Here is a 14190-nt window from a genome sequence, read left to right as displayed (position 1 = left end):
GTTGACCCTAAGATCGGTTTAGTCTAAAGTAAATTTAATTTTGGACTCCGGGAGGGCATCAACCCCTCCGCTCCTTTCCAAGTTCCATCAGAATGAAAAAAGCTCTCATCGCTGTCCTGCTGCTTCTTGTCTCCATCGGTGCCGGGTGGTTCTGGTGGAGCGGGCGCGACGCCCGCGATGCCAAGGACGAACTGCTCCTGTATGGCAATGTGGACATCCGGCAGATTTCGCTGGCCTTCGATGGCAGCGGGCGGATAGCCGAGCTTCGCGCGGAGGAGGGAGACCGGATCAAGGCCGGTGATGTGATCGGCGTTCTGGATACGCGGACGCTGGAGCTTCAGGCCGGGCAGGCGGAGGCCGAAGTGGAAGCACAGCGGCAGACGCTCCTGCGGCTTCGCAACGGTTCGCGTCCGGAGGAAATCGCCGAAGCCCGCGCCAAGCTCGCATCGGCGGAGTCGGACGCCCGGCGGGCGGAACAGGAACTCTCGCGGAAAACCCGGCTTCAGGAAAGCCGGGCGGTGAGCGTGCAGGATGTCGATGAGGCGAGAAACAGCGCGGAGGTGGCGGGAGCCAAGGTCGAAGAACTGCGTGCGACGCTGCGCCTTGCCGAGCTAGGCCCCCGCGCCGAGGAGGTCGCCGCGGCGGAGGCGCAACTCGTGGCCTCGCAAGCGCAACTGGCCCTGCTCCGGCATCAGATCGAATTGGGAACGCTCCGCGCTCCCACCGATGCGGTGGTGCGCTCGCGTCTGCGCGAGCCGGGCGACATGGCCACGCCGCAGCAGGCCGTTTTCGCGCTGGCCCTCACCCGCCCGAAGTGGATGCGTGTCTATGTCGGCGAGCCGGACCTCGGCAAGATCAGGCCCGGCATGGAAGCCCAGGTTTTCACGGACAGCCATCCGCACCAGCCGGTCAGGGGCACGGTGGGTTATATTTCGTCGGTCGCGGAGTTCACGCCGAAGGCGGTGCAGACGGAGGAACTGCGCACCAGTCTTGTCTATGAGGTCCGCGTGATCGTCGAGGACGACGCCGACACCCTCCGCCTCGGGCAACCCGTCACCGTCCATCTCCCGATCAAGCCCGCCCCGTGAACGATGCCGCCGCCACAGTCGTCGCCCGGAGCCTGCGCAAGACTTTCACGGGGCCTGATGGAAACAGGTTCGCCGCCATCGACGAGGTGTCGATGACCGTGCGAGCCGGAGAACTGACCGCGCTGGTCGGCCCGGACGGAGCGGGCAAGACGACGCTGATGCGCCTGATGGCCGGATTGCTCAAGCCGGATGCCGGTTCGTTGCGGGTGCTCGGCATCGACATCGCGGACGATCCGCAGGCGGTGCAGGACCGCATCAGCTACATGCCGCAGCGTTTCGGCCTCTATGAAGACCTGAGCGTGCAGGAAAACCTCACCCTCTATGCCGACCTGCACGGGGTGCCGCAGGCCGAGCGGCGCGAACGGTTCGCCCGCATGTTGGAAATGACCGACATGGCGCGGTTCACCGAGCGCCCGGCGGGCAAACTTTCCGGCGGCATGAAGCAGAAGCTCGGACTCGCCTGCACGCTGGTCCGCTCGCCCGACCTGCTGATTCTCGACGAGCCGAGCGTCGGCGTCGATCCGCTGTCACGTCGCGATTTGTGGAAGATCGTGCAGCAGCTCGTCGATGAGGAAAACCTGAGTGTCATCGTCAGCACGGCCTACATGGACGAAGCCGAGCGTTGCGGGCAGGTCTTCGTCTTCAACAAGGGCCGGATGCTGGCAGACGGCGCTCCCGCAAAGCTGCGGCAACGGGCGCATGGAGTCACCTTCACCGCCAAGCCGCCCGTGGGAATGCCCGCGCGGGAGTTGCAGGCCCGTCTGATCGACAAGCCCGAACTCATCATCGACGCCGTGCCGAGCGGTGGCCGCGTCCGCTTCATCCGCCGGGCCGGGGAGGAGGAAACACGGCTGCGCGAATTGCTCCATGACGCGCCTTTCGCGCCGCGCCCGGAGGAACTGGAAGACGCCTTCATGATGATGCTGCGGCAGCAGGAGGAAAAGGAGGTGAAGGCCGCGCCGAAGCCCGCCGATGAGACTCCGCCGGTCGAGTCCAAGGGAGCGCACGACCCGCCGATGATCGTCGTGCGCGACCTCGTGCGGAAGTTTGGGGACTTCACGGCGGTGGCCAGCACCTCCTTCGAGGTGGCCCGTGGCGAAATCTTCGGCTTGCTCGGCCCGAACGGCGCGGGAAAGACCACTACGTTCCGCATGTTGTGCGGACTGCTGCCCGCCACCAGCGGCCATCTCGAAGTGGCGGGCCGCAATCTGCGCACCGCCCGCGCGGAGGCGCGGGGACGCATCGGCTACGTCTCGCAAAAGTTCGCGCTCTATGGAAACCTGAGCGTCCGCGAGAATCTGGAGTTCTTCGGCGGTGCCTACGGCCTGCGGCGCAAGGCGCTCAAGGCGCGGGTGGCGGCCTCGCTGGAGCAGTTCGACCTCGATCCGTCGGCCCAGAGCGGGATTCTCCCCGCCGGTTACAAGCAACGCCTCGCGATGGCCACCGGCCTGCTGCACGAGCCGGACATCCTGTTTCTCGACGAACCGACGAGCGGCATCGACCCACTCGCCCGCCGGGCCTTCTGGCGGACGATCACCGCCTTGGCCCGAAGCGGCGTGACGATCATCGTCACCACGCACTTCATGGAGGAAGCCGAGTATTGCGACCGCATCGCCATTCAGGATGCCGGGAAGATGCTGGCGCTCGGCACGCCGCAGCAGGTCCGCGAGCAGGCGGGCGGAGCGAGCGCGATGGACATGAACAGCGCGTTCATCGCCATCGTCGAGCAAGGCCGCGCACGGCGGGAAAGCAAAGGAGGTGCCGCATGAACGCCTCCGGCTTCACCACGCGGCTCGTCGCCCTGACGCGGAAGGAAACCCGCCAGATGATGCGCGACCGCAGCAATCTCGTCGTCGGCCTGCTGCTGCCCGTTGCGTTGATTCTGTTGTTCGGCTACGGCCTTTCCTTCGACGTGAAGAACGCCCGCCTCACCGTGGTGCTGGAAGACAGTTCGCCCACGGCCCGCCAGACCGTGGCCGGGCTTCAAGGCTCGCCTTACCTCGCGCCAGTCTGGGTCAGGACGATGGACGAGGCCGAGCATCTGATACGGGCGGGCAAAACCGACGCCATCCTGCGCGTGCCGGGGGATTTCTCCCGCCAACTGGCCGCTGGCAACGGGCGTGTGCAACTGCTGCTCAACGGCGTGGACTCCAACACCGCCGCGACCATCGAGGGCTACGTCAGCGGCGCACTCTCCACCCCGGCCCAGCAACAAGCCGACCGCACGGGCAACAAAGCCGCCGGTGCCACCGGCATCGTCATCGTGCAGCGCACATGGTTCAACGAGGCAGGAGAAAGCACCTGGTATCTCGTGCCGGGGTTGATCGTGCTGGTGATGACGCTGATCGGCGCGTTCCTGACCTCGATGCTGATCGCCCGCGAATGGGAACGCGGCACGCTCGAATCCCTCTTTGTCACCCCGGTGCGGCCATTGGAGTTGGTCTTGGCGAAGCTCGCGCCCTACGTGGTCATCGGCGCCATCGACCTCGTCATGTGCCTGCTGGCGGCGAAGTATCTCTTTCAGGTGCCGATGCGCGGTTCGCTCATCGTCATCATCGGGTCGTCGCTCCTCTACCTGATGGTATCGCTCGCGCTCGGGTTGTTCATTTCCGGCGCGATGCGCAACCAGTTCGTGGCCAGCCAGACGGCGCTGCTCGCCAGCTTCATGCCCGCCATGATGTTGTCGGGCTTCATCTTCGACCTGCGCAACGTGCCGGTCGTCATTCAGGTCGTCAGCCATGCGCTGCCCGCCACACACTATATGTCTCTCATCAAGACCCTGTTCATGGCGGGCGACCTCTGGCCGGACATCCTGCGAAGCGGCTCCATCCTCACCCTCTACGCGCTCGTGCTCGTTGCCGCCACCTGCCGCAAGCTGCGCAAAACACTGGAATGAAGGCCATGAGAAACTTCCTCGACTCACTCGCGAAAATCATGGCGCTGTTCCGCAAGGAACTGCTGACCATCCTGAAAGACAGGTCGAGCCGTTCGCTTCTCATCGCGCCCGCGCTCATGCAGGCGCTGCTCTACGGCTACGGCGCGACCTACGACCTCACCAACGTCCCCTACGCCCTGCTCGATCAGAGCCAGGGAGCCGCCTCCACGGAATTGCTGGCCCGGCTGGACGGAACCGGAGTCTTTCACCGTGTGGCGACGCTCGCCTCGTCCGACCAGATCGCCGGGACGATTGACAGCGGCGATGCGCTCCTCGTCATCGGCATTCCCTCCGACTTCGAGACCCTCCGGGCCTCCGGCCAGCAGGCTCCCTTGCAGGTCATCCTCGACGGACGCAACTCCTCCACCGCCGGGTTGGCGTCGGCCTATGTCTCGTCCATCGTCGCTGCCTACAACCAGTCGCTCGGCGGTGCCCCATCCGTGGCCGTCGTGCGCCGCGCTTGGTTCAACCCCAACCTCGAATCCCGCTGGAACCTCATGCCCGGCCTGATCGCCTCGCTGAGCATGTTGCAGACGCTCATGCTGGCCGCGCTCTCGGTGGCCCGCGAACGGGAACAAGGCACCTTCGACCAGTTGCTGGTGACGCCGCTGACCCCGCTGCAAATCCTCATCGGCAAAGCCCTGCCGTCCATCTTGGTCGGACTGCTCCAGTCCACGATCATCTTTCTGATTATCCTGTTCTGGTTTCAAATCCCCATGAACGGCTCCGTCTGGCTGCTCTATCTCGGATTGTTCACCTTCACCGTGGCATCGGTCGGCATCGGTCTGTCCATCTCAGCCGTGGCGTTGAACATGCAGCAGGCCATGCTCTACACCTTCATGCTCATCATGCCCCTGATGCTGCTCTCCGGCCTGCTCACGCCGGTGCGCAACATGCCCGCGATTTTGCAGATCGCCACCTATGCCAACCCGCTTCGCTTCGGTATTGATACGGTGCGCCGCGTCTATCTGGAAGGAGCCGGGTTCAGCGATGTGGCCTTGAACTTCGTTCCATTGCTGATTGTGGGAGCCATCACGCTGCCGCTCGCCGCATGGTTGTTTCGCAACCGCCTCGCCTGATCGGGAACGCATCCGCCTCGTTTCAGCCACGCTTATGAAGCCGCATGAGGAAAGAATGGCAAAGCCGCCTCCCGCATCCGTCGGTGTCAAGTGTCCGGAGTGCAAGGGAAGCGGAACGATCCGTAACGAATCCTTTTGCAGCGCGTGCCGGGGCACGGGATTCCATTTCAGGCGCGTTTCCCGCCCGGTCATGGAACCTTGTCCGGGGTGCGGTGGCAGTGGCCGCATGTCTGCATTTCAGGAAGAACGGCAATGTTCGGCGTGCGGCGGTGCGGGGCGGATGAACCGCTGGAGAGACGATGAAGAACCCGATGGCCCGTGCCGGGTCTGCGACGGTGAACCTGTATCAGAATGGTTTACCGATTGTGCGGTTTGCCACGCCACGGGCCGTATCACCACCCGTCAGAAGAACCGGCGATGGCTGAAAATCGTCGCCGTGAAGCTCCTGAAGGTGATTGTCATCATCGCATTGTTTTATCTGCTGCGGGGAGTTTTCGTGTATGTCACGCAGCGGCTATGACATCGTGTTTCCGTCAGCATCCTCCCTGCCATCATTTGTCTCCGGGCAGCGCCCCACGCACCACGTCCGCAAGCTGCTTCGCCGTAGGCAGCTTCCCTTTGAACTCCGCCGGGAGGTTATCTTGCAGCCGGTATTCCGCCACTCCGATAGGATTCGTCTTCGATTTCAGGGCGAACTCGACTTCCACGTCATTCTTCTCCGCGCAAAGGATGATGCCGATGGAAGGGCGGTCGTCCGAGGCGCGTTCCTTCTCGTTCAGCACGTTCAAATAGAAGTCCATCTTGCCCGCGTGCTCCGGCTCGAAACCCCGGACCTTCAAATCCACCGCGACCAGCGCTTTCAGAAAGCGGTGGTAAAACAGGAGATCCACAAAGTATTCCTTTTCCCCAAGCGCCAGCCGATACTGCCGCCCGATGTAGCAAAAGCCGTAACCTAGTTCCAGAATGAACTGCTGCACGCGCTCGATCAGCCGTTGCTCCAAGTCCCGTTCCCTCATCCGCTGCTTCATCCCCAGAAACTCCAGATTGTAGCGGCTTTTCAGCATCTCCTCCGCCTGGTCGGCCATGTCGTCCGGCAAGGCCAGTTCAAAATTATGGGTTTTCTTCTCCCGCAATGAGCGCTCGAATGTGCTCGCCTTAATCTGGTGCAGAAGCACGGCGCGGCTCCAGCCGAAGCGTGCAATTTCCCGCAGATAGAACAGCCTCGCGTCTGGTGTCTTCACTTTCTTCAGCAGCTCGACGTGATGGCCCCACGGAACCAGCGCCATCAGTTCCCGAACGGCCGCCACCTGCCTTTCTGGAACAGCCTGTTCCAGAATCCCGCTTTTCCGCCGCTCCTCACTTTCTGGAACAAGCTGTTCCAGAAACGACCCCACCGCAGACGAATCGAAAAGGGCGAGAAATTCCGTGCCCGTCCCCTCTAAGTAGAACTGGCGCATCCGCCAAAGATTGTCGGCGGAAAATCCGGTCACTCCGGGGAACTCCCGCCGCAGGTCCGTCCCCAGCCTCTCCACCACCGCGTTGCCCCAGCCTTGGGTGCGCTGCTTCTCCACAATGTCACGTCCGATGTCCCAATAGAGAGCTACCAGTTCACGGTTGACGGCCCGTCCGGCTGCCATTCGCGCCGACTGGACACGGTGGGTAAGTTTTGCAAGAAATTCACCATATTCAGGATTGGTCACAGAGAAATCGCTCATCGGTTGGTTGGAAATTGAGATTTGTATGGAAAGATAAATCGCCTTTTTTCCCGGCCGGGCGGGAGAAAGCGGGCACATTTTGCCTTTATGCACCCATTTTCAGACGAACCGTCGCCTTGGAAGGCGGAGTACGCCACTCGTAGCCTATGAGTGAGAAAAACCTGATTGGCCCAAAGGTTCGCGAACTCCGTATGGGCAGGGGATGGTCGCGAGAGCAGCTTGCTGCCAAGGTGGGAGAACGCGGCTGGCATTGCAGCGGGGAGGATATATCCAACATCGAACAGGGCGTGGAGCCGGTTTCCGACGTGCAGTTTCTGGTGCTCGCCATTGTTCTTGAAGTTAACCCTGTCGAACTGTTTCCGCCGGATCTGGCGAGAGAAATTCGCCGCGACAAGGAGCCCGGCTTGGAGTGATTTGCTTGCTGTCATGGCTGGCCGGAGGCAGTTGATGGGGACTGGACTGCAACGGAGGGATACTTCTTCTCCCTCACACGCAGGACGCGGTCATCTTCCACCAGCAGAAAACCGCTTCCGCTTTCGGCGTGCATCAAACTGGCCGCCACTGCATCCCCCACAAGACGCTCAATGGCGTCACGCAAGGGACGAGCGCCAAGACGCGGATGAAAGCCGTGCCGGATGAGGAACGGCAATACATCCGGCTCCTCCACCAGACAGTGGCCTCGCTCCTCCAGCATCGCCAGGTGTCGTGTCAGCATCAAACGAGCGATGTCCGTTTGCACTTCGTAACTCAGCCGCTCGAATACGAGCTTTTCCGTAATGCGGGCGTAAAGTTCAGGACGCAGCCATTGCTGTGCGCTGGTCAGAACATGGCGCTCCATCGTCGCAAAACTGGAGTGCTGCCAGTCCAGCAGTTCGCTGGATGCGATGTTCGAGGTGAAGACGATGTAGAAGCTGCTCAAGTCCGCCGTGAAGCCGTCCGCAAACGTCACGCGGCCCGCGTCGAGGATTTGCAGGAACACATCCATGATGCGTGGATGGGCTTTCTCGATTTCATCGAACAGCAGCGTGCCTTTCTCCGCGCCGATCACGCACCGCCCAAGGTTGCCGCGTTCCTGACTGTCCGCTCCGAGCAGCAGGCTCAAGCTGTCCTGCGTCTGATACTCCGACATGTCGAAGCGGAACAGACAGTCATCGCCCATCAGGTAACGGGTGAAGACCACGGTGGATTCTGTTTTTCCCACTCCCGTGGGTCCGAGCAGCAAAAAGCTGCCCTTCGGACGATGAGGTGAACACAGGCCAAGCTCACCGCGCCGCAACACGGACGCCATGCGGACAAGCGCCGTGTCCTGGCCACGGATATTTTCAATCAGGTGAGCTTCAAGGTTCAGCAACAGCTCACGGCGAGTTTCGGTGATGGGATCAGGCTTCATGATTTGATGAAGCCCATCATCCACCAAACAGGGACCATTCATGCTCCCGATCGAGAGCGGGGGTTAGCGCGATCGGCGGTAAAACAGGGGCGCTATGAAAGCAACATATCTAACTCTACTCTCCAAATCGTCTCCGATTCTCGCCCAAGCCGGAGGACTCGCAGAAGGGGCCAGCAAAGCAATGGGCATCGTGATGCTCATCGGATTCATCTTCGGAACCATCTGCGTGGTGGGCGGCGGATTCGCCATCCGCCGTGGTGACACGGACGCGGGCAAACTCTCCATCATCGGCGGCCTCATCATTGCGGGCGCGCCGGTCATTGTGAAGGCGCTCTTCACCGCCTTCGGCCTCGATGGTTCAACCGTGGACGTGGGGGCCTTTGAATGAAGACCCAAACATCAGACCTGCGCCTGACGGAAACCAACAGTGCGGACGACTCGTCGGGCCGCACTTGGGGGCTGGAAGGCAATCTGTTCTGGCATGTCACGGGCGGCGTGTTCGCCGCCGTGATCACGCTGCTGCTCTGTTTCAGTGCGCTGCGTTGGAGCCTGGGAGCGTCGGCGGCACTCGCTGCCGTGCCGCTGACGCTTTCGTTGCTCTACGTCTTCGGACTGCGGCAGGGCAAGCCGCCCGGTTACGACCGCGACCTGCTGGACGGCTGGCTGCATGGCGCGGGATTCAGCCCCGATCCCACCGCTCAACCCGAACACCCGCTTACCGCCGATGAACAAGACTAACTCCATCTCCGAAACCGCGCCGAACGGTTACTTTGTCCGCGACCTGATTGTGTATGGCAGCCTCCGACACGGAGGAGCCGTTGCGAAAGGTTTCGTATTTGAACCGCCCGACCTCGCCAACGCCGCCACGTCCGAACTGAACGGCTTTCAGGACCAGCTCAGCCTGCTGCTGGCATCGCTGGACGATCATCAACGCCTGCAAGTGCAGTGGTATTGCGATTCCGACTACCGGCAGGAACTGCTGCGCTATCACGACGAAACCCAGAACGCGGCCAATGTCTGGACGCGCCGGGTGCGCAACGAACGCTTCACCCGTTACTGGACGGCGATGACCGAGCGGCAGTTGCGCCGTCAACGACTGGTCCTGTGGATCAGCCGCAGGATTGACCACTCGCCTTCGTCCAGCCTCTCCCGCGCCGCATTGACCCAGCACTACGAACACTTGCTGGATCAGCTTCAGCAGGAGTTCGCCCACGTCGAGGAAACTCTGCGCCACATCTTCAGCGGACAGGGCGCGAGGCTTCACGCCATGAGCGATGAAGACCACTACCGGCACTACGCGCGTTTCCTCAATCCGTCGTTCGCGGATCGTTTCGACTTCGATCCGCTCAGCACCTTTGAGCCGCAGCTTTCCATTCAGGAAAATTGCTGGCACAGCGAAGGCCACGCTTCGCCGGATGGCGGTTTCTGGATGGATGGACATTACCACTCCATTCTCGTGATGAGCCGCTGGCCGCGCGTAACCTTTCCGGGCATCATTCACCGGCTCACCCACTTGCGGCTGCTGGACTACGCCATCACGGTCAATGTCGAACCGCTTTCCGTTCACGCGGAAATCACCCGCGAAGAAAAGGCCCACGACCGCCTTGCCGGAGACTACGCAAGTGAAAAGAAGGTTTCGCTGCTGACGGCGATGCAGAAGAAGGAGCGCAAAATCGCCGCGCTCATGCAGGGGCACACGCTGCCCTTTCAGGCGCTTTTCGTCATCCATGTGTGGGACAAGACCAAGGCCGGAGTGTCCGCCAAAGCCATCGCTCTCAAGAACGCGGTGAACTCCATGAACGGCGCTCAGTACGTGGAAAGCACGCTGCCCGCGACCACACGAAAACTGTATTTCCAGACGTGGCCCGGCTGGTTGTGGGGACGTTACACCTGCCGCCATCTCTACGCGGAGCATTCCTATCTGGCCGACCTTCTGCCGATCAGCGCCACATTCACCGGACATCTCGACGGAGCCGAAGCGCTTTATGATGGGAACGCCGACAATCTTGTCGGCCTGCGCACCTTCCTTGGCGGGGGCGGATCGCAGACACCGCAGCACGCCGTGGTTCTCGGGATGAGCGGGGCCGGGAAATCCGTCACGATGTGCGACCTGCTCTCACAGACGGAACTCTACTTTGATTACACGGTGTTGATCGAAGAAGGGCTTTCCTACGGCATCTACACCAAGACCGTGGAACCCGGCGCGGAGCCGATAATTCTCCAGCCCGACGGCACGCACACGCTGAACTATCTGGACACCGCCGGGCTTCCGTTGACGCCGCTGCACCTTTCCACCGCCACGGCACTCGTGGCCCGGATGGTGGGGCTTCCCGCCGATGAAGACCGGCAACGGCTGCAACAGGCGCAGATCGCCCGTTACCTCAATCAGCTCTATGACGACGCTTTCAACGAATGGTGCCAGAGTCACCCGCAAAAGCTGGTTCCCATCGCCCGCCACGCGGTGGCGCTCATGGCTTACCGGCGCGACAAGCTGCCGCCCGGCACTTCGTCATTAGAAGCCTTCGCGGATTTCCGCGACTGGTCCGAAGCCCACCGCGACGAATCGAAATCCTATCTGGAGAGCTTTTCGGAAAGCGAAGTCCTACGCTACCTGAAAGAACCCGACAGCAGCCGGGAGGTGCGCAACCTCGCCTTCGCCTCGTTCCATCCGTCCGAGTATCCGACGCACCAAATGCTTCAGGAACTGATGCACCTGGAGGCGCACGGCGCGGAGAAGGATGCCGTGCGGCAGATCGCCACGTTGCTTCAGCCGTGGTGCCGCAACGGTCTCTACGGCCCGTTGTTCGATGGCGAAACCAACCTGTCCCTGCATGGGAGGATCGTTCACTTTGAACTCGGCTGCATTCCCGAATCCGCGCCCGAACTCAAAGCCGCCGCCGGATTCCTCATCACGCACCACACGCGGCAGCACCTTGTGACGCTCCCGCGCTCGCAGCGGAAACGCATTGTATATGAGGAAGTGGCGAGATTCCTCGACATTCCCGAGGGAGAGAAAATTGTCCGCGAGAGCTACGCGCAGATGCGAAAGTTCAACTGCTGGACTGTCAGCATTGTTCAGCAATACGCCCGGTTCAAAGAGAGCCGCATCCGCTCCACGGTTTTCGGCAATAGCCGCCAGTTCATCCTGCTGCGGCAGAACGACCGAGCCGACTTGGAAGACATCGCGCAGGACATCGAACTGCCGGAGATCACGCAGCAGCGCATCATGGGTTATCCGCTGCCCGACCAGCAGCCGGGCAGAAAGTTCACCGCGTTCACCTACTTCCATCTCGACACTCCGCGTCCGCTTTGCGGGACCGTCCACAACATCGCTTCCCCGGAGATGCTGTATTGCAGCAGCACCAGCGGCGACCACTTCGAGCGCCGCGCCCGGCAGCTCAAAGCCCACGGCGACCTCATCGAAGGCATCGTCACTGAGGCGGAACGTCAATCCGCCGAAACAACCGCCAACCCAACATTGCCATGAGAATCCCATATCTACCTGTTCTGCTATCCGTCTCCGGCCTCGCGCTGTGCTCGTGTTCCAGCACGTCCCGTCTCGTCACCAACGCACTCGGTGCGGCGGGAGGCGCGGGACTTGCCAGCCACCTCAGCGATGGCGACCCGCTCATCACCGCGGCGGGCGCCGGGGGCGGTCTCCTGCTGGGGGAAACACTCAACTTCGCCCAGGAGAAGAAGGCCAAGAAGTCCTTCACCGAAGGCTACGACAAAGGCCGGAGCGATGCCGTGAAACAACAATACTGGCTCCTCGTCGATCAGCAAAAGAGCGATGCCGGTTATGAGGGTGATGTCAGCCTCTTTGATTTTCCACTGCCGGAAGGCGGGCCGGATGGCTCGCTGTTTCACCCCGGCTCCACCCGAACCCTGCGCATCGACCACTAAAAGCCATGATCGAACCTTACAAACCCTACGAACCGAACCTCGACCGCATCAACGATGCCGAGCAAATGCGCCGCGAGCGTGAAGAACAGCTTCGCGCCGAACAGGAGCGCATCCGCCAGCAGGAGCAGGAACGCCTGCGCCTGCTGCAACAGCAACAACGGGGCCAATCCATGCGCCCCTGAAACCCGTCGTCACGAAACTCGAACTCACTTCAAAACCATGAAACGAATCATCCTCATCGCCGGGCTGGCCGTCATCGGTCTCGCCCCTCATAAAACGAACGCCCAAGTCGTCGTCGAAGATCCGATTGCCATTGCGCAAAGCGCCACCCAGCACGCCATCGACCTCGCCAAGTATGTCGAAATGATTTCCAAGCAGGTCGAGCAGATCAATCTGCTGACCTCGCAGTTGCAGCAGGTCACGGCCTACGTGGAAGCCTTTGGCGATCCCTCCGCCTTGCTGCAAATCACCGGGGCGGACAACATCATCAGCCAGCTTCAGCAGCAGCCCATCGGCCAGCTTTTGGAGCAGCTTCAGGAAACCGCCTCCGGCGTGCAGTCCCTGCAAAACAACGCCAACGGACTTTACCGCAGCATCGAAAACATCTCGATTTCCGGCGTCGAAGTCCCGCGTGCCGAATCCCTCTATCGAAAGTTCGGCGCACTGGAAAACACCGTGGACAACTTTCAAACCGTCCACGAGCAGGCGCAGGGCCGCATCCAGTCCCTCAAGCGCGAAATCAGTTCCACCACCACTTCGTTGCAGGCGGCAACCACCGACGCACAAGTGCAAAAGCTCCAAGGCGTGCTGGCCAGCCAGCGGGCGGAACTCGCCGCTCTACAAGCTGAAGTGCAGCAGGCGGCTTCCCAGGTCACGGTGCAGGACACGCTCAACCGTAACGACGAGGAGAAGCAGGCGCAGGCCCAGCGCGAAAAGGACGCCGCCGAATGGGGCATCACCACCCAGGAGTTCGATAAGCTGATGACGCTGCCCGAAACAAAACGCTGATCCAAAGCCATGAATGAGTTCTACACCAGACTCTATGAGAAGGCGGAGCTGCTGTTCGACACTCTGGCTCCCATCGCCTTCGTGCTCGTCGTCTTCTCACTGTGGAGCAGCGTCAGCAACGGCAACCGCTCCGGCACGATGTATCTGCGGGCCATCGTTCACGCCATCATCATCGTGCTGATGTTGTCGCAGTTCAATACGTGGCTGAAGACGGGCGAAACCGTGGTGCATTCACTGGTTCACGATACCCTGGAAGCCGACCCCGGCGCGGTCTATGAGAAATACAAGGCCATGACGGCCTCCTCCGAAGATGACGCCGAAGGCGGCTTCTGGTACACCATCTTCAACTCCGAGAAGCAGTTATTCAAGGCGCTCATCGCCGCGATGCTGTGGATACTTCAGTTCTTCGCCAAGACGGTCGTCTTCATCGCCTACATCATCTACAAGCTGGTGCTGGCGTTTGCGATAGCCGCAGCGCCCATCTTCATCGGCTTCCTCAGTGTCAGAACGCTGTCCTCCGTAGGAGTGCGTTTCCTGCTCGGCACGGTGGGCATCCTGATGTGGCCGCTCGGCTGGGGCTTCGCCTCGATGGTCACGGACACGCTTCTGGAGATCATGTCGCAGGACAGCTTCGTGTCTGCGACGGGACTGGAGGAACTCAAAAACCTTCTTGCCGTCGCCGCCGCAGGTCTGTGGATCGTCTTCAGCACCATTGCCGCTCCGCTCGTGATCCAGAAGATGATTTCCGAAGGAGCCAACGCGGGAGCCGCCTTCCTAAGCGGTGGCTGGCGAGCCGCCAGAGCAGGAATACAAAGCGCCGCCACCACGGGGGCCTCCATGGCTGCCACGGGTGCTGGCGCACCGCTCGCCCTCGCAGGAGCGGCGGGAGCGGGTGCGCTGGCCTTCGGGTCATCGGCACTGACCGGCTCCAATTATTCCAGCATCGGTGAAGTCGCCGGCAATGCCGCGCGGTGGAAGAAATCGAACTCGTCCTATGACTCGTCCGATCCGGCCAATGACAAAAAGGCCGCCGCCGCCATCGGCAAATCCCGCAAATCCAAAAGCTAACCAT

At 61.5% G+C, this 14190-nt stretch carries 15 protein-coding genes; 13 read left to right on the top strand and 2 right to left on the bottom strand.

The genetic code is table 11. The features are described 5' to 3' along the window. Window positions 1-92: 92 nt before the first annotated feature. The 5 genes from ABEB25_RS16030 (at window position 93) to ABEB25_RS16010 (ending at window position 5622) form a co-directional block, all read left to right on the top strand. Entirely contained in the window at window positions 93-1088 is a 996-nt protein-coding gene (locus ABEB25_RS16030; RefSeq protein WP_345737430.1) for an HlyD family secretion protein, read from the top strand. Then, on the top strand, window positions 1085-2857 hold the full coding sequence (locus tag ABEB25_RS16025) for an ATP-binding cassette domain-containing protein (RefSeq protein WP_345737429.1): 1773 nt from the start codon (window positions 1085-1087) through the stop codon (window positions 2855-2857). Before ABEB25_RS16030 ends, ABEB25_RS16025 begins: the two co-directional genes overlap by 4 nt. Next, a complete protein-coding gene (locus ABEB25_RS16020; protein ID WP_345737428.1) occupies window positions 2854-3984 on the top strand; it encodes an ABC transporter permease in 1131 nt (376 codons plus the stop codon). Before ABEB25_RS16025 ends, ABEB25_RS16020 begins: the two co-directional genes overlap by 4 nt. A 5-nt stretch (window positions 3985-3989) precedes the next feature. After that, complete coding sequence (locus ABEB25_RS16015; RefSeq protein ID WP_345737427.1) at window positions 3990-5102, top strand: ABC transporter permease; 1113 nt, start codon at window positions 3990-3992, stop codon at window positions 5100-5102. Between the two features lie 226 nt (window positions 5103-5328). Further along, window positions 5329-5622: a hypothetical protein gene (locus ABEB25_RS16010; RefSeq protein WP_345737426.1), complete on the top strand. Its 294-nt coding sequence runs from the start codon at window positions 5329-5331 to the stop codon at window positions 5620-5622. Between the two features lie 31 nt (window positions 5623-5653). Here ABEB25_RS16010 and ABEB25_RS16005 read toward each other — a convergent pair whose 3' ends face one another. Beyond that, window positions 5654-6895, bottom strand: a complete 1242-nt coding sequence (locus tag ABEB25_RS16005) for a PDDEXK nuclease domain-containing protein (RefSeq protein ID WP_345737425.1) — start codon at window positions 6893-6895, stop codon at window positions 5654-5656. Between the two features lie 68 nt (window positions 6896-6963). Here ABEB25_RS16005 and ABEB25_RS16000 point away from each other — a divergent pair, with 68 nt between their 5' ends. Continuing rightward, a complete protein-coding gene (locus ABEB25_RS16000) occupies window positions 6964-7230 on the top strand; it encodes a helix-turn-helix domain-containing protein (protein WP_345737424.1) in 267 nt (88 codons plus the stop codon). An 11-nt stretch (window positions 7231-7241) separates the two neighbouring features. On the opposite strand, the gene ABEB25_RS15995 is transcribed toward ABEB25_RS16000, so the two are convergent. Further along, window positions 7242-8207: an AAA family ATPase gene (locus ABEB25_RS15995; protein ID WP_345737423.1), complete on the bottom strand. Its 966-nt coding sequence runs from the start codon at window positions 8205-8207 to the stop codon at window positions 7242-7244. A 94-nt stretch (window positions 8208-8301) separates the two neighbouring features. On the opposite strand from ABEB25_RS15995, the gene ABEB25_RS15990 reads away from it, so the two are divergent. The 7 genes from ABEB25_RS15990 to ABEB25_RS15960 are packed head-to-tail and all read left to right on the top strand — an operon-like array spanning window position 8302 to window position 14186. Next, entirely contained in the window at window positions 8302-8595 is a 294-nt protein-coding gene (locus ABEB25_RS15990) for a hypothetical protein (protein ID WP_345737422.1), read from the top strand. Continuing rightward, on the top strand, window positions 8592-8945 hold the full coding sequence (locus ABEB25_RS15985; RefSeq protein ID WP_345737421.1) for a hypothetical protein: 354 nt from the start codon (window positions 8592-8594) through the stop codon (window positions 8943-8945). The genes ABEB25_RS15990 and ABEB25_RS15985 overlap by 4 nt, the downstream gene beginning before the upstream one ends. After that, window positions 8932-11694, top strand: coding sequence for a TraG/VirB4 family ATPase (locus tag ABEB25_RS15980; RefSeq protein WP_345737420.1), 2763 nt, complete (start codon window positions 8932-8934; stop codon window positions 11692-11694). Before ABEB25_RS15985 ends, ABEB25_RS15980 begins: the two co-directional genes overlap by 14 nt. After that, window positions 11691-12110: a hypothetical protein gene (locus tag ABEB25_RS15975; protein ID WP_345737419.1), complete on the top strand. Its 420-nt coding sequence runs from the start codon at window positions 11691-11693 to the stop codon at window positions 12108-12110. The genes ABEB25_RS15980 and ABEB25_RS15975 overlap by 4 nt, the downstream gene beginning before the upstream one ends. A 5-nt stretch (window positions 12111-12115) precedes the next feature. Continuing rightward, entirely contained in the window at window positions 12116-12292 is a 177-nt protein-coding gene (locus tag ABEB25_RS15970; RefSeq protein ID WP_345737418.1) for a hypothetical protein, read from the top strand. A 37-nt stretch (window positions 12293-12329) separates the two neighbouring features. After that, window positions 12330-13118 (top strand): hypothetical protein, encoded by a 789-nt coding sequence (locus ABEB25_RS15965; RefSeq protein WP_345737417.1) that lies wholly within the window; start codon window positions 12330-12332, stop codon window positions 13116-13118. A 9-nt stretch (window positions 13119-13127) separates the two neighbouring features. Beyond that, a complete protein-coding gene (locus ABEB25_RS15960; protein ID WP_345737416.1) occupies window positions 13128-14186 on the top strand; it encodes a hypothetical protein in 1059 nt (352 codons plus the stop codon). The last annotated feature ends 4 nt before the right edge of the window (window positions 14187-14190 follow it).

The organism is Prosthecobacter algae, from assembly GCF_039542385.1.
Lineage (GTDB): Bacteria > Verrucomicrobiota > Verrucomicrobiia > Verrucomicrobiales > Verrucomicrobiaceae > Prosthecobacter > Prosthecobacter algae.
This window is presented reverse-complemented; position numbering and strand designations above follow the sequence as displayed.

Coding starts and splice junctions, on each gene's coding strand:
- ABEB25_RS16030 (WP_345737430.1), top strand. CDS start 93: ATGAAAAAAGCTCTCATCGCTGTCCTGCTGCTTCTTGTCTCCATCGGT.
- ABEB25_RS16020 (WP_345737428.1), top strand. CDS start 2,854: ATGAACGCCTCCGGCTTCACCACGCGGCTCGTCGCCCTGACGCGGAAG.
- ABEB25_RS16015 (WP_345737427.1), top strand. CDS start 3,990: ATGAGAAACTTCCTCGACTCACTCGCGAAAATCATGGCGCTGTTCCGC.
- ABEB25_RS16010 (WP_345737426.1), top strand. CDS start 5,329: ATGTCTGCATTTCAGGAAGAACGGCAATGTTCGGCGTGCGGCGGTGCG.
- ABEB25_RS16005 (WP_345737425.1), bottom strand. CDS start 6,895: ATGTGCCCGCTTTCTCCCGCCCGGCCGGGAAAAAAGGCGATTTATCTT.
- ABEB25_RS16000 (WP_345737424.1), top strand. CDS start 6,964: ATGAGTGAGAAAAACCTGATTGGCCCAAAGGTTCGCGAACTCCGTATG.
- ABEB25_RS15995 (WP_345737423.1), bottom strand. CDS start 8,207: ATGAAGCCTGATCCCATCACCGAAACTCGCCGTGAGCTGTTGCTGAAC.
- ABEB25_RS15990 (WP_345737422.1), top strand. CDS start 8,302: ATGAAAGCAACATATCTAACTCTACTCTCCAAATCGTCTCCGATTCTC.
- ABEB25_RS15985 (WP_345737421.1), top strand. CDS start 8,592: ATGAAGACCCAAACATCAGACCTGCGCCTGACGGAAACCAACAGTGCG.
- ABEB25_RS15980 (WP_345737420.1), top strand. CDS start 8,932: ATGAACAAGACTAACTCCATCTCCGAAACCGCGCCGAACGGTTACTTT.
- ABEB25_RS15975 (WP_345737419.1), top strand. CDS start 11,691: ATGAGAATCCCATATCTACCTGTTCTGCTATCCGTCTCCGGCCTCGCG.
- ABEB25_RS15970 (WP_345737418.1), top strand. CDS start 12,116: ATGATCGAACCTTACAAACCCTACGAACCGAACCTCGACCGCATCAAC.
- ABEB25_RS15965 (WP_345737417.1), top strand. CDS start 12,330: ATGAAACGAATCATCCTCATCGCCGGGCTGGCCGTCATCGGTCTCGCC.
- ABEB25_RS15960 (WP_345737416.1), top strand. CDS start 13,128: ATGAATGAGTTCTACACCAGACTCTATGAGAAGGCGGAGCTGCTGTTC.